Source organism: Phytohabitans sp. LZ39 (assembly GCF_059359075.1).
Genome location: NZ_JCADBM010000001.1, coordinates 119,312 through 133,687, shown reverse-complemented (window position 1 = coordinate 133,687; position 14,376 = coordinate 119,312). Strand labels below are relative to the sequence as shown.

The 14,376-nt window shown below is 73.0% G+C and carries 12 protein-coding genes; 6 read left to right on the top strand and 6 right to left on the bottom strand.

Going from position 1 to position 14,376, the window contains the following annotated elements:
* The first annotated feature begins 59 nt into the window (after positions 1 to 59).
* Both amcB and amcA read left to right on the top strand, forming a co-directional pair.
* Entirely contained in the window at positions 60 to 1,166 is a 1,107-nt protein-coding gene (gene amcB, locus AC5L36_RS00590; protein WP_441216337.1) for a cyclophane-forming radical SAM peptide maturase AmcB, read from the top strand.
* Entirely contained in the window at positions 1,135 to 1,356 is a 222-nt protein-coding gene (gene amcA, locus AC5L36_RS00585) for a multiple cyclophane-containing RiPP AmcA (RefSeq protein WP_441216164.1), read from the top strand. Before amcB ends, amcA begins: the two co-directional genes overlap by 32 nt.
* Before the next feature lie 126 nt (positions 1,357 to 1,482).
* Here amcA and AC5L36_RS00580 read toward each other — a convergent pair whose 3' ends face one another.
* On the bottom strand, positions 1,483 to 1,695 hold the full coding sequence (locus tag AC5L36_RS00580) for a DUF3073 domain-containing protein (RefSeq protein WP_441216165.1): 213 nt from the start codon (positions 1,693 to 1,695) through the stop codon (positions 1,483 to 1,485).
* Between the two features lie 214 nt (positions 1,696 to 1,909).
* Positions 1,910 to 2,992, bottom strand: a complete 1,083-nt coding sequence (locus AC5L36_RS00575) for a Leu/Phe/Val dehydrogenase (RefSeq protein ID WP_441216166.1) — start codon at positions 2,990 to 2,992, stop codon at positions 1,910 to 1,912.
* A 261-nt stretch (positions 2,993 to 3,253) separates the two neighbouring features.
* On the opposite strand from AC5L36_RS00575, the gene AC5L36_RS00570 reads away from it, so the two are divergent.
* On the top strand, positions 3,254 to 4,093 hold the full coding sequence (locus AC5L36_RS00570) for a DUF8083 family protein (protein WP_441216167.1): 840 nt from the start codon (positions 3,254 to 3,256) through the stop codon (positions 4,091 to 4,093).
* 257 nt (positions 4,094 to 4,350) lie between these two features.
* Positions 4,351 to 4,560 (top strand): BldC family transcriptional regulator, encoded by a 210-nt coding sequence (locus AC5L36_RS00565; RefSeq protein ID WP_007073996.1) that lies wholly within the window; start codon positions 4,351 to 4,353, stop codon positions 4,558 to 4,560.
* Between the two features lie 83 nt (positions 4,561 to 4,643).
* On the opposite strand, the gene AC5L36_RS00560 is transcribed toward AC5L36_RS00565, so the two are convergent.
* From AC5L36_RS00560 to AC5L36_RS00545, 4 genes are read right to left on the bottom strand one after another with little or no spacing between them, the layout of a single operon-like run.
* Complete coding sequence (locus tag AC5L36_RS00560; protein WP_441216168.1) at positions 4,644 to 5,330, bottom strand: ABC transporter ATP-binding protein; 687 nt, start codon at positions 5,328 to 5,330, stop codon at positions 4,644 to 4,646.
* A complete protein-coding gene (locus AC5L36_RS00555) occupies positions 5,327 to 6,283 on the bottom strand; it encodes an ABC transporter ATP-binding protein (protein WP_441216169.1) in 957 nt (318 codons plus the stop codon). The genes AC5L36_RS00560 and AC5L36_RS00555 overlap by 4 nt, the downstream gene beginning before the upstream one ends.
* A gap of 58 nt (positions 6,284 to 6,341) precedes the next feature.
* Entirely contained in the window at positions 6,342 to 8,969 is a 2,628-nt protein-coding gene (locus AC5L36_RS00550; protein ID WP_441216170.1) for an ABC transporter permease family protein, read from the bottom strand.
* Positions 8,966 to 12,073, bottom strand: a complete 3,108-nt coding sequence (locus AC5L36_RS00545) for an FtsX-like permease family protein (protein WP_441216171.1) — start codon at positions 12,071 to 12,073, stop codon at positions 8,966 to 8,968. The genes AC5L36_RS00550 and AC5L36_RS00545 overlap by 4 nt, the downstream gene beginning before the upstream one ends.
* Before the next feature lie 205 nt (positions 12,074 to 12,278).
* Between AC5L36_RS00545 and AC5L36_RS00540 the strand changes: the two genes are divergently transcribed.
* On the top strand, positions 12,279 to 12,836 hold the full coding sequence (locus AC5L36_RS00540; RefSeq protein ID WP_441216172.1) for a hypothetical protein: 558 nt from the start codon (positions 12,279 to 12,281) through the stop codon (positions 12,834 to 12,836).
* Positions 12,833 to 14,164, top strand: a complete 1,332-nt coding sequence (locus AC5L36_RS00535) for a PrsW family intramembrane metalloprotease (RefSeq protein ID WP_441216173.1) — start codon at positions 12,833 to 12,835, stop codon at positions 14,162 to 14,164. The genes AC5L36_RS00540 and AC5L36_RS00535 overlap by 4 nt, the downstream gene beginning before the upstream one ends.
* Positions 14,165 to 14,376: the final 212 nt, after the last annotated feature.

Sequence of the window (14,376 nt, the reverse complement as noted above, 5' to 3'; positions counted from 1 at the left end):
CGACGGGGCGGCGGCGGAGGAGTTGCACGGTGGCGGGCCAGCGGCAGGCGTTCAGCGGCATGCGTGGCATCGCCCCCGTACCGACCTATGTCGTCATGCAGCCCACGACGCTGTGCAACCTCGACTGCGCGTACTGCTACCTGCCCTTTCGGGCCGACGACCGCAAGATGCCGGCGGAGGTGGCGGCCGCGGTCGCCGGCGCGGTCAACGAGTGGGCCGTCGACGGCCGGTTTTCGGTGGTGTGGCACGGCGGTGAGCCGCTCGCGACCGGGCGGGAGCGCTTCGCCGAGCTGCTGGCACCCTTCGATCGCGCGGTCGAGCACCACGTGCAGACCAACGCCACGCTCGTCGACGACCGGTGGTGCGAGTTCTTCGCGGCGCACGAGATCCGGGTCAGCGTGAGCGTCGACGGCCCCCGCGAGCGCAACGCCGAGCGGGTCACCCGCGGCGGACGCCCCTCCTACGACCGCATCATGGGCGGCATCGAGGCGCTTCGCCGGCACGGCATCGGCTTCTCGGCCCTCTGCGTCGTGGCGCGCCCGGAGCCGGGGCTCGCCACGGAGCTGTACCAGTACTTCCTCGACCTCGGCTGCGATGTCCTCGGCATCAACATCGAGGAGTTGGAGGGCGTCAACGCCCGTTCCAACGCGCGCGACCCGGCGGCGGTCGCCGGCTTCTGGTCCGAGCTCGTCGCCGCGTGGCGCCACGACCCGCGCATCCACGTGCGCGAGGTGGAGTGGTCGCTGCGGTACGCCGCCGCGGTGCTCGACGGCACGGCCGACGAGGTGCTGCCACGGCAGCTCGACCCGATACCCACCATCGGGTACGACGGCTCGGTGGTCCTGCTCTCTCCCGAGCTGGCGGGCTTCACCGATCCCCGGTACGCGGACTTCACCAGCGGCAACGTGCTCTCCAGCCCGCTGCCCGACATCATCGCGGGCGCGGCCGCGGGCACGCCGTGGGTAGCCGAGTTTCTCGCCGGGGTGGAGGCGTGCCGGGCCACCTGTCCGTACTTCGGCTTCTGTGGCGGCGCGCACGCCGCCAACCGCTACTTCGAGCATGGGCGTTTCGACGGTACGGAGACCGATCACTGCCGCAACAGCAAGATCCATCTACTAGAGGGAGTGTTGGACCATGCCCGAGACCACGAGCCACCGGCCCCATGACGGTGCTCTCGATCCGGTGGCTCAGCGGGTGCACGACGCCCGGGCCGGGCTGACCGCGCTGCTGACCGAGGCGGAAGAGGCCCGCCGGCAGCGCGCCGAGGCCACCCCCACGGACTCCGGCGCGGTCTGCGCCTGGAACCACTTCGAGAACATCCCCACGTTCTACAACTGGAACAACCGTCCCCGTTGACGAACTGACCCCGGGATCAGGGCGCTCCGACGAGAACGGGGCGCCCTGATCGTGTTAGGCGGGTGACGTGGCGCGGGCACGCATGAGCACGCGGGCTGTCACCGCGTGCTCAAGTGTGACTACCGGTCAGTGGGCGCGGGGCGCCCAGTCGTCCGGGTCGTCTGCGTCGTCGTCCTCGTCATCGTCGACGTACTCCTTGTAGTCGTCGTCGATGACGTGGTCCGACTTGCCGCTGCCGGAGAGCTCTCGCTGCAAGGCGGCGAGGTCGGTGTTCGGGGAGTGGTACTTCAACTCCCGGGCCACCTTTGTCTGCTTGGCCTTAGCACGGCCGCGCCCCATGGCTCGACCCCCTCGCACAGAATTCGGGGCAGCCCGAAGGCGGGCCCCGATGACGTCAGGCATCTCTCGTGGCTCTTACGGTACATGGGGATGCCACGGTTCGGCACCTCGGGTTACCCGCGCCACCCCCGCGCGTCGCGCGAGATCGTCCGGATCCGGCCTCTGGGGTGGGTAAGGGTCGTTTTGCGGATCCGGTCATGACCGACACCGCCCGTTAGCCGAGATGGATGGAACGGAGCCGCCCAACCTCGGCCATGCGCCGCTCAGCCAGGTGATCGGCGGCCACGGCCGGTGGCACTCCGTCGGCGTCGGCGAGCCGGAGGATGTCCCTCGTGGTCTCGTAGATCCGGGTGGCGCGCAGCTTCGCCCGCTCGAAGTTGAAGCCCTCGATCTCGTCCGCGACCTGGATCACGCCGCCCGCGTTGACCACGTAGTCCGGTGCGTAGAGCACGCCGCGGTCGGCGAGCAGCTTTTCGATGCCGGGGTGGGCGAGCTGGTTGTTGGCCCCACCGGCGACCACCTTGGCACGCAGGATCGGCACCGTGTCGTCGTCGAGCGCGCCGCCGAGCGCGCAGGGCGCGTACACGTCGATGTCGGAGGTGATCAGCTCGGTCGTGTTCGCGACGATGTCGACCTGTGGGTGCGACCGGCGGACGAACTCGACGGCCGACTCGTTGACGTCGGTGGCGACGACCTTGGCACCGTCGTCGAGCAGATGGCGCACCAATACCTTGCCCACCTTGCCCAGGCCGGCCACGCCGACGCGGCGCCCGGCGAGCGTCGGCGCGCCCCAAGTGTGCTCGGCGGCCGCACGCATGCCCTGGAAGACGCCGAAGGCGGTGAGGATCGAGGAGTCGCCGGCGCCGCCGTGCTCGCGGCTGCGGCCGGTCACGTAGCGGGTCTCGCGGGCCACGACGTCCATGTCGGCCACGTAAGTGCCGACGTCGCAGGCGGTGTAGTAGCGGCCGCCCAGCGACTGCACGAAGCGCCCGTACGCCCGCAGGAGCGGCTCGGTCTTGACGCGCTCCGGGTCGCCCCAGATGACCGCCTTGCCGCCGCCGTGGTCGAGGCCGGCGAGCGCGTTCTTGTACGCCATGCCGCGGGAGAGGTCGAGCACGTCGCGGAGGGCGTCTTCTTCGCTCGCGTACGGGTAGAAGCGGGTGCCACCGAGCGCCGGGCCGAGCGCGGTCGAGTAGATGCCGATGATCGCTTTCAGGCCGGTCTGCTGGTCCTGGCAGAAGACGACCTGCTCGTGCGGGGTGGCGTCCTGGCTCTCTGTGCTGGTGAACACGTGCATGGGCTGCCTCCGGTAGGTCGTGGTGCACCCTTTTGGGGCGCGGCGACTCCAACGGCCGGCGGGGTGTTGCCGGCTCGATTCCGAGCCTAGTGCGACGCACCGGCCCCTCGCGTACCGCCAGAAACGAACCTTCTTCGACCCCACTCGCCCTCCGTCGTTGTCAAGCCAAAGGTTGGGCGCACTCGCCGCTCTGTCCGGTTGAAGAAGGTTCATTGGTGACGCCGACGTTGTCGGCGTACTTTTTCGTGGGAGGATCGCGCCGTGCCGTCGCTGTTCGCTTCGTATTTGCGGGTCTATGAGCCGTTGACCGCCTTCGACCGCGACCGCCAGATGTTCTGGCGGCGGTACGTGCGGGAGGGCCGTGCGGTGGCGCCGATCGAGGGCCCCGGCCGCCAGCGCACCGCCGTGCTGGAGGCGCTCGGCGCTGGCTGGACCCGCCTGCCCGACCTGCCCGACGAGGCGTACGTGTTGGAGGCCGACGACACTCTGCTGGTCTGTCCCTGGAACCTGCGCGTGCGCGTCGCTGAGGCGGCCCTGAGCGCCCGTGACGGGGTGCCCTCGGTGCTCGCCGACGCGTTCGTGCCGCCGATTCTGGCGGGCCAGGCGAAGGCGATCGTCGAAGACTGGCGCAGCGGCGCCCGGGTGCTCGAGCACGGTGTGCCCCGCGTGCACGAGCAGATCGCGACGTGGGGTGTGCCGCTGCGGTGGTTCGTCTTCGTCGACGCCGACGAGCGCGAGCTCGTCACCCGGCGCGGCCGGCGGGCGCTGCGCTACCGCACGGAGATCTCCAAGGCGCGGCGGCGGGCCCACCGGGGCGTCTCGGTGCTCCGCAAGTCGGTGGGCGACGCGCCGATCACCGAGGCGGTCGAAGAGGGGGCGCGGTGGTTGGAAGAGTTCCACCCCCGATCGGTCGTGGAGCTCGATTACGGCGGTCTTGTCGACTTGCTGTCGGACGACGTCCTAGAAGACGACGATTCGCCCAAACTGGTCGCCGCCGGGCTCGCCGGGCTGTCCCGTGGAGACGCCGACGCGGCGACCGAGGCGTACGAGAAGCTGGTGTCTCGGTGGCGCGCGGTCCAGTTACTGGAACGGTGCAATTAAGGCCGATTTCGGTACACTGGGCGCGCTCCCAGTGGCCCAAAAGCACGTAATTGGCTAATCACGAAGCGTGACACAGGGTCCAAAAAAGACGGTTTCTGGCGTATAAAATCACCATAAATCGGTCATTGCTCATCCGTCCATCCAAGGACGTTAGGCCGTTCGGCCCATGTCGGACATCGGGGACTAGCCGGACCATGGGAGACGCGTCGGCCGGCGGGACCCCGGCCGATGTCTATAGGTATGTGGAGGAGTGACCGATGGCATCGCGAACGCACGAACCAGAGCCGCTACTCACGCCGGCCGAGGTGGCGTCGATGTTCCGTGTTGACCCGAAGACTGTGACCCGGTGGGCGAAGGCGGGAAAGCTCAGTGCGATCCGGACTCTGGGTGGCCACCGGCGTTACCGCGAGTCTGAGGTTCGTGCTCTGTTGCAGGGGCAGATTCCCCAGCAGCGTCAGGGAGACTGACGGACCGCTCTCCAGTCGAGCCTTTGTGCGAAGGGCGGGACACCCGTAAGGTGTCCCGCCCTTCGACTGTGTGGGAACGCGAACTACGTCAATGCGGGATCCGGGCTGGCCAGAGCGCCGTCGCGGAGCATGAGCACGCGGTCGGCCATGTCGATGAGGCTGGCGTCGTGGGTGGCCACGAGGGCGGTCATGCCGCGCGCCCGCACCAGGGCCCGGAGCAGGTCCATAATGGACCGTCCGGTCTCGGAGTCGAGCTGGCCGGTCGGCTCGTCGGCGATGAGCAGCTGAGGATCGTTGGCCAGCGCCCGCGCGACCGCCACGCGCTGCTGTTGGCCACCGGACAGCTCGTACGGCCGCTGCGCCGCGTGCGCGCCCAGCCCCACCATCTCCAGCAGCATCGCCACCCGCTGCTCGCGCTCGGCCGGCGGCACCTTGGCCAGCCGCAACGGCACGCCGACGTTTTCCGCGGCCGACAAGATCGGGATCAGGCCGAACGACTGGAAGACGAACCCGATCGTGCCGCGCCGCAATGACAGCAGCTCCGCCTCGCCAGCGGCGGTGACGTCGTGCCCGGCCACGCACACCGTGCCGGCGGTGGGGCGGTCGAGCCCGCCGATGAGGTTGAGCAGCGTGGTCTTGCCGGCGCCGGAGCGGCCCCGGATCGCCACCAGCTCGCCCTCGCCGGCCGCGAAGCTCACGTCGCGCACCGCGTGCACCACCCGCCCGCCGCTGCCGAAGTCACGGCTGACGCCCTCCACCTGGACGATCATTTCTCCCCACCATCCCCGCGGCGGACCTCGACGTGGTCGGGTTCGAGGTTGAGCTTGACCCGTTCGCGCAGCGCGAGCGAGTCGACGAAGGCGGCCGGCAGCTGCATGCGGCCGGCGCGGTCGAGCAGCGCGTACTCCTCGGTCACCAGCTCGTGCGACCCGTCGTCGGCGACCCGTGCCGAGCGGCGCACCTCCGATGCCGTCCGGCCGTCGCGGATCGCGACCGTGCGGCGGACCTGGGACGCGACCTGCGGGTCGTGGGTGACGACCACGATCGTGACGCCGAGCTCCGCGTTGATCGTGCGTAGCGCGCCGAAGACCTCGCCCGCGGTGGCCTCGTCGAGCTCGCCGGTGGGCTCGTCGGCGAAGAGCACCTCCGGGTCGTTGGCGACCGCCACGGCGACCGCACAACGCTGCTGCTCGCCACCACTCATCTGGGCCGGCCGCCGGTCGGCGCAGTGCGCTACGCCGACCATCTCCAGAAGCTCCTGGGCGCGCGTGCCGGCCCGGCGCCGGGCCAGGCGCATCGGCAGCTCGACGTTTTCCTTGGCGGTGAGGTACGGGAGCAGGTTGCGGGCGGTCTGCTGCCAGACGAAGCCCACCATGTGCCGCCGGTAGCGCAGGCGGCGCTTCGCCGACATCGTGAGCAGGTCGACGCCGGCCACCCGGGCGATGCCCGCGGTCGGCACGTCGAGGCCGGAGAGGATGTTGAGGAGCGTCGACTTGCCCGATCCGGAGGCGCCCACGATCGCCAGCAGCTCGCCGCGGTCGACCACCAGGTCGAGCCCCTGGAGTGCCACGACCTCGATGCCGTCGGTCTTGAAGATGCGCACCAGGCCGTCGCAGACGATGTGGCCACGCAGCCGGTCGGTGCCGCCGGCCCGCGCCGCCGCTCGCTCGGCCGCCCGCTGCTGCAACTCCGCGAGGCTGGGCGTGTCGGTCGTCGCTGTCACTGTGTCCCTCCGGTCGCTCGCTCAGCACCGGCCCGAGGAGGCCGCCTCCGCCGCTCGTTCAAGAGCCCTCCTGTCCCACGCGCAGCACCTCACCGAGGCGCAGCCGCCGGTTGATCACATTCTCGACGAAGACCGCGGCGGCCAGGGAGGCCGCCACGAGCGCCAGCACCGCGCCGACCAGGAGCGGATCGAGGGCGGTGCGCACGGCCGCGCCGCTGGTGAAGCTCGACAGGCCCAGCGCCGGCCCGATCACCCGGGGCAGGAACACGCCCACCAGACCACCGGCCAGCACCGCGATGGCCACGAGGGGCACCAGCTCGTACACGAGCAGGCCCCGGCCCTGCCGACCAGAGAGGCCGAGCGTGCGGAGGCGGGAGAGCACCTGACCGCGGATCCGGGCGCCGGCCAGCACGGTGAAGCCGACCGCCAGCAGCGCCAGCGCGGTCGCACCGACCGCCCCGGTCGTGAACGTGAAGCTGAGCACCTCGTTGGCGCCGGTCTCGTCCAGGTCGCGGCGGTGGTCGGCCCAGGTGGTGACCGTGACGCCGCTGGCCGAGCCCTCGGCGCTCGCCGCGCGCAGCGCCTCCGCGCTCGCGTCGCCGGCGACCAGGAACTGGTTGAGCGCGACCGCGGCCGGGTCCGGCAGCGCCTGGAGCGGCAGCACGATGAACCGCCCGCTCGTCGAGCCGATACCCGGGAACGCGTCCGCGACCGCGGCGACCGTGAAGTCGAACGCGTGGCTGTGCATGGTCGTCGCCCCGCCGGCGCCCACCTCGGCGGCGATGTCCGGAGAGACGAGTGCCGGCAACGGGCCACCGCCGGGCCGGGCGTCGACAAGGGCGGGCGGCACCGAGACGCCCACTCCGCTCGACCTGACGACCCGGTCCAACGCGGCCGCGTCCACCACGGCCACCAGCACCGAGCCGCGGCCGCTCGCGCTCGTGTAGCTGGTCGCCGTGTCGACGGCCACCGGCGCGACCGCGGTCACGCCGGGCACGGCGGCGAGCCGCTCGGCGGTATCCGGCGTGAAGGCGAACCCGGACACCCGCGCGTCGGCCGGGATCTCCTGGTCGGCGGCGCGGTCGCGGGCGTCGCCGATCGACGACATGACCACGGCGCTGAAGATGCCGGTGGCGATCGCGACCACCAGCACAGCCAGCGGTCCGATCGTGACCGGTGCGCCCCGGCCGGCGCGTGCGAGGCCGAGGAAGGCGACCGCGCCGCGGGCCCGCGCGGCGAGCCTGCCGAGCTGCCCCAGCGGCCACGGAAACACCCGCAGGGCGATGATCGCCGCGCCGACGGCGAGCAGCACCGGCACCGACGCGAGGTAGGGGTCGACGCCACCGTCCTGGCTCAGCCCGCGCCGCCGCAGCAGGTACACGCCGAGGCAGGCGACCACGAGGAAGAACAGCTCGGCCGTGAGCCGGCGCACCGAGGGCCGGTGGCGGACGAGATCCTGCCTGCGGGCGGTGAACGACAGGCGGCGCTGGCTCACCGCCGCGAGCACCGGGATCACCAGCGTGGCCACCACGCCGGTAGCCACGACCAGCCAGCCGGTGGCCGCCGCACGGCCGGGTACGTACGTGCCGAGGAGCCAGCCGGCGGCCGTGGCCAGCGGGAGCACGACCAGCGACTCGGCCAGCGCCCGCCCGCCGATCGCCGCGATCGTGCCGCCCCGCGCCCGCAGCAGCGCGAACTCCTCCCGCCGCCGCTCCACCGCCAGCGCGGCCGCGAGCGCGATCAGCCCGAGGAGTGTGGCGACGAGCCCCGCCTGTACGACCGCCAGCAGCGCCGAGACCGCACGCAGCTGCCCGTCGAAGCGCACGAGCGTGGCGTCCAGGTTTGTCGACGTGGTGAGGCCGGGCGCCGGCGGCGTGCGCTTGACCTCGGCGAACGCGGTGATGAGCGGCTCGAGCATGCCGCCGTCGAGCCGTTTCTCGTCGATCCGGTATCGCCAGGTGAGCGACAGCGGCCCCAGCGAACGTGCGGCGGTGCCGAGGCCCGGGCCGTCGGTCACCGCCATCACGGCACCAGGAGTCTCCGGCGGCAGGCCCGCAAACGGCTCCAGCGCCAGGCGCAGGGTGTCCCAGGCGCGGTCGGTGGCGTCGACCGGCTCGAAGACGCCGACGACCGTCACCGCCGGCAGGCCGGCACCCACCCCCCTCTGCGGGGCGGGATCGACCTCGAGGACGGTGCCCACCGATGCGCCGAGCTGCTTGGCCACCGCGGTGGAGACGGCCACCTCGATGCCGCGTACCTCCGGGCCGTTCGCCGGCCAGCGACCCGCGGTGACGCGTACCCGATCGGTCATGCCGGCCTGGGTGCGGAGGCCGAACTGGGTCCGCGGGCCGGCCGGCGCGAACGTGACCCCTTCGATCCCGGCGGTGAACCACGCGTCGCCTATCAACCCGCGCACCTGCGCCGGCATCCGGTCGCGGTGGGTCGCCAGCGCGGCCTCCGCGGAGCCGAGCTTGGGGTCGTCTGCCACCGAGTCGGGCCGCTGCTCGAGGGTGATATCCCTGGCGGAGTACGGCAGCCGGGCGACGTCTTCGCGCAGCGCGCGGTCGGTGAGGTCGTTGGCGAGCCGGGGCGCTGCCGTGATCAGGAGGGCGGCGACGAGGGCGAGGGCGGCGAGCAGCCCGAACTGTCCGGCGAAGACCCGGACCCGCCAGAGCACGGCTCTCACGCGTCCGCCCCGATCCGCAGCTGGGCCGCGATGAGCCGTTGTCGGGCCGCGAGAGCCACCGACGCGCTGAGCACGAGCGTGAGCGCGAGCAGCCCGGCCGCGGTGGCCCCGACCGGCGACCACTCGACGGTGAGCAGCGGCTCCGGCACCGGCCGGCCGGCCGCGGGCGTGAGGATGACCAGCGGCGCCATCGTGGCGGCCACGCCCACGCCCACCACCAGCCCGACCAGTACGCCCACCCCGGCCAGGAACGTCTGCTCCGCCACCAGCGAGCGGCCGAGCAGGCGCGGGCTCGCGCCGAGCGTGTGGAGCACGGCGAGCTCGCCGACCCGGCGGCGGGCGGTGGCGCGGATGTCGACGCCGATGCCCATCGCCGCGATGAGCACCGCGCCGAGGGCGGCGGCGAAGAGGGCGGCGCGCGCGCCCACGCCGTACGGGTCGCGGCCGGCCGCCGCCGCGGCGGCGCGGCGGTCGAGCACCTGGATGCCGGACAGCGCGGTGGCGGCCGTAGCGGTCGCATGTGGATCCGCGCCGGTCGCGAGCCACCACTCCTGCGGCTGGCGCACCTCGCCGTAGCCGTAGAAGGCCTCCGCGGCCAGGGACGGGAGGTCGGCGAGCAGCGCGGCGGTGTCCTCGGTGCCGGGCACGGCGGACACCGTGCCCACGACCTTGACGCCGACCTCGTCCGCCCCGAGCGACATGCGCGTCTCGTCGCCGCTGCCCATGCGCAGCGCGGAGAGGGCCGCCGGCGTGGCGACCACCGGCACCGGCGCGGCCTTGCGGGCGCGGGTGACGACGAGCGTGACGGGCTGCGCGCCGCCCCACCTCGCTGCGGTCTGGAGGGTGTACTCGGCGGTCGCCTCGGCACCGCCGACGGCCTCGTCACCGGCGCGGGTACGCGCCTGCCACGGCCCGGCGGCGCCCAGGTCGACCGGCGTGCCTCCGGCCGACAGCGAGCGCATCCGCCAGCCCACCTGGAAACCCGCCGGCCCATTGGTGTTGACCAGGAACCCGGCCAGCCGCGCCGGCTGGAGGTCTGCGGGCAGGTCGACGGAGAAGCGCAGCGGCTGTGCGTTGCCGCTGAAGCCGAGCGGGACCCGCCGGTAGCCGCCCGCCACCGCGAAGACCGCGGAGGTCTCCACGGGCGGCTCGGGCGGTGCCCAGAACTCGTTGGTCCAGTTGGCCACCTCGGTCTCCACCACGCCGGAGATCCGCCGGGTCTGCGCCGGCAGGTCGACGACGGGCGACTCGGCCCGAGCGTCGCTCAGCTTCGCGAAGAGGCTCTGCGGTGAGCCGCCGGCCAGGTCGTCGCGGACCCGCACCACATCGGCCGCCCGCGTCGCGTCCAGCGAGATCACTGACGCGCTCACGCCGTCGGTGCCCAGCCGCAGGCTGTCTCGCCAGGCCGGCAGCACGGTCTCGGCGCCGGGCAGCGCCTCGATCTCGGCCGCCCGCCCGTCGGGCGCGAAGCGGGTCGACTCCAGTAGCCGCAGGTCGGCGCCGACCTGGTGGTCGGCCTGGTCGACCAGGGAACGCTCGGAGGTGCCGGCCAGGCACCACGCGAGCGTGCTCACCGCGACGGCGAGCGCGAGCAGGAGCACCGGACCGGCCTGCGGCCGCCGCCCCGCCTGCCACATGCCGAATATCGTGGCGGTCCACGGCTTGCGGTCGACCGCCCGCTCGGCGAGCCGGGTCAGCGGCGGGAGCGCCCGCAGCGCGATCGCCGCGCCGGCCAGCACGCCGAGCGTCGGGCTCGCCGCGAGCAGGGGATCGATACCGAGATCGCCGCCGGCCAGCGGGGAAGAATATTGCCGCAGCTGGAACCAGCCGAGCACGGCCAGGCCCACCAGCGCGATGTCGAGGCTGGCCCGCTGGGCGGCCGCGCGCCGGGTCGGGCGGGAGCGGCTGGCCATCTCCGCCACGTACGTGCCGCCGCGGCGCAGTGCCGGGCCGAGCATCGCCAGCGCGCAGCCGGCGGCGGCCAGGCCGGCCACCACCCAGGTCAGCGCGTCGAACCGGGGGTTGAGCCGCAGGGCACCGGCCGCGAGCATGGGCACCCGGTCCACGTACCGGAGGATCTGGCTGGTCAGGAGCGGCGCCAGCACGGCCGCGGGTAGGACGACCAGCGCGGCCTCGCGGGCGGCCAGGCCGGCGAGCTGCAATCGGGCGGCGCCGCGCGCCCGCAGCAGCGCGGTCTCGCCGCGGCGCTGCTCGTTCATGAGCAAGGCGACGAGCACGAGCGCGTATCCGCCGAGCACCACCATCAGCAGCATCGGCGTGACGAGTGCCGAGCGGCCGACCAGGTCGGCCCGCTCCAGGCGCCCGGTGAGCTGGTCGAGCCGCGAGGTGACGAGCCCGGACGAGCCCAGGCCGACCTCGTCGGCAAGCGAGTCGACGGCGGCGGTGGTGGCCCGGCGGAGCCCGCCGAGGGCGGAGAGCGGTGCGCCGCCCAGGTCCGGCTCGACGAGCCAGGCGGCCGAGGCGCTGGTGGCGTAGCCGCTGAGGAAGTCGGCCCGGTCCACGACGAACGGCCCGTACGTGGAGGACTGCGGCGCGACGCCGTCCGCGACGCCGGGGGCGAGGCGCCAGTACGGTGCGGTCGGGTCGCGCGGGCGCCAGATGCCGGAGACCTCGATCTCGGAGGTCTTGCCGCTCAGCCGGTCGCGGATGGCGACCCGCTCGCCCACGTCGACGTGCAGGGAGCGGGCGGCCGCCTCGGCCAGCACGGTGCGCACCGGTGTCGCGCCCGGCTCAGGCCACGCGCCGGCCACCAGGTCGGCGTGCTCGGCCAGCCCGTCGAGAAACGTGACCGACGCGAAGACCACGCCGTCCTTGTCCGGGCGGGCGTCACCGACGTCGCCGGTGAGCTGCCGCCCCACCGCGTACCCGGCGGTGGAGACCTGCGCGGGAATGCCCGCGAAGCCGCCCGCGAACTTGTCGTGGACCGCGGCGTCCCGCGTGGCGAACTCCCTGCCCCCGGCCGGGCCCTGGACGAGGATCGAGCGCTCCTCGGGCGCCGCGGAGGCGACGGCGCTGCGCGCGCCGGCGTCGACCACCTCGCGGCTGTAGTCGGCCAAGCCGGTGAGCAGGACGGTCGCGATCAAGGTCGCACCGGTCGCCGCGAGGAGGAGACTTTTCACTCCACGGGCGCGACGAAACACCAGCCTCATGCGTCTCCGTCTCTTCGCCGTCTACGAGCGATGGATGTCTCGGGAGGCGAAGAAGGTTGGCGCAGTTACCGGAACGTGATCTGTCGGAGAGTAGTCAATAAATCACCTGCCGTTGGTCAGCGGCCGTTAGCGTCGATGCATGAGGGTCGCGCGGAGCCGGCTGCTCCAAAACGCCGCAGCCAGCTCGTGCATCCTGCTGATCCTCGTGGCCATCGGCGTCGGCCTGCCCATGGTCGACCGGGCGCTGCCCGCCGAGCGGCCCGTCCCGCCCCACCTGCCGTACGAGGTGGGTGGCGGTGTGACCGTCGTACCGCCGGCCGGGGCGATGCTCGACGTGACCCGCACCCGCCCCACCGCGCGGCAGGGCACCGCGCTCTTCGTCCTCGGCCAGGTCCGGTACGTGATCGTGGTCGCGCCCTTCGGCGGTGACCTCGACGGCGCCGTCGACCGCCTCCGCCGCAAGGTGGCCAACGCGGACGGGCAGCTCGAAGCGGGCCTGCCGGCGCTGACCGGCACGGGGCTCACCGGGCGCGAGGGCGCGTACACGACACCGGACCGCGCCGGGCGGTACGCGGTCTTCCTCGCGCCCGAGGTCTCCATCGAGGTGACGGTCAGCGGCACCGAAACCCAGCTCGCGGAGAACGAGCCGGCGATCGAGGCGAGCGTCGCCACCATCACCTACCGGGGGCGGTTGTGACGGCGACGGCCGGGTGCCCCGGTGGCCACGGTGTGCCGCCGCGGAGCGCCCGCACCGCTCCCGTACATCCGACGCCGGCCTGGGCGGTGGCCCGAAAGTCGCTCCTGCTGCCGGCGTTCTGGCTTGTCGCGCTGCTGATGGCGGTGGGCGCCGTGCGCACGGTCGTGCTGATCCGGCACGCGATCGCGGAGTTTCCGGTGGCGACCACCGCCGCGCTGGCGCTGTTCGCCGTGTACGCGGTGCCGTTCTGGCTCTTCGTCGCCGCGCTCGACTACCTGGAGCGGGAGCCGCCGCTGCTGCTGGCGACCGCGTTCGGCTGGGGCGGGCTGGTCGCCACGACCGTCTCCGCGCCCGGCAGCATCGCGATCCAGAACATGCTCGCCAAGGCCTACTCCCCGGGCTTCGCCGCGGCCTGGGGCTCGGCCATCGCCGGCCCCACGGTCGAGGAGGTCGCCAAGACGCTCGGCATCGTCGCGATCGTGCTGATCGCTCGGGCGCAGATCAACAGCGTCCTGGACGGCGTCATCTACGGCTCGCTGGTCGGACTCGGCTTCCAGGTGGTCGAAGACGTCGTCTACGCGGTGAGCGCGGTCGCCGCCGCGGGCCGGGGCGACGACGTCGGGCCGGTGGTGGGCACGTTCTTCGTGCGGGGCTTCCTCGCCGGCCTCTGGAGCCACACGCTCTTCAGCGCGCTGGCCGGCGCCGGCGTGGCCTCCGTGCTGGTCCGGACCGACCGCACCGTGCGCTTCCGGATCGGCGTGGCGGTGGCCTGCTTCCTCGGCGCGTGGGCGTGCCACTTCGTCTGGAACTCACCGCTGCTCGCCGTCGAGGTGGGCGACAACGGATACCTCCTGATCGCGGTGCTGCTGGCCAAGGGCATCCCGCCGATGCTGGCGATCCTGCTGCTGGTGCGCACCGCCCGGCACCGGGAGGCGGACTACTACACCCAGCAGCTCGCCGCGCTCGACGACCCGGACATCGCCACCCCTGCCGAGCTGCGCGTGCTGAGCATGGGACACCTGCGGGCCAACGCCCGGCGCTACGCGTACGCGCGGGTGGGCGTGCTCGGGCGGCGGGCGGTGCGCCGGCTCCAGCGGGCCCAGGCACGGCTGGCGCTGGAGCTGAGCCGGACGCAGGCGACGCACGAGTCGGCGGCGGTGAGCCACTGGCGCGACGAGGTGCTGCTCCAGCGGGGCCGGCTGCGCGCACTGGGCCACCCGGAGGCGACGACGCTCGACGACCGCCGCGGCTCCATGCGCCGCCGCATGCTCATCCTCACCGTTACGCTACTCATCCTCGCCGCAGCGTGTGCCGCACTGTCTTTCTAGAAGACGAAGATTTGAGCTACCGCGACGTCCGCCGTGGTCCCGACCGCTGCTCCCGCGGCCTCACCCGTCCGCTGTTGGTCGCGCCGCGTCACAGACGGTGCTCCCGCGGCCTTGCCCGTCCGCTGTTGGTCCTGCGGTTTGGTCTTTGCACCGCGGACCCGGCAGCGGAGGCCGGGGGTTTCGGCGAGCCCTGGCGAGCCGCCGGCCTCCGC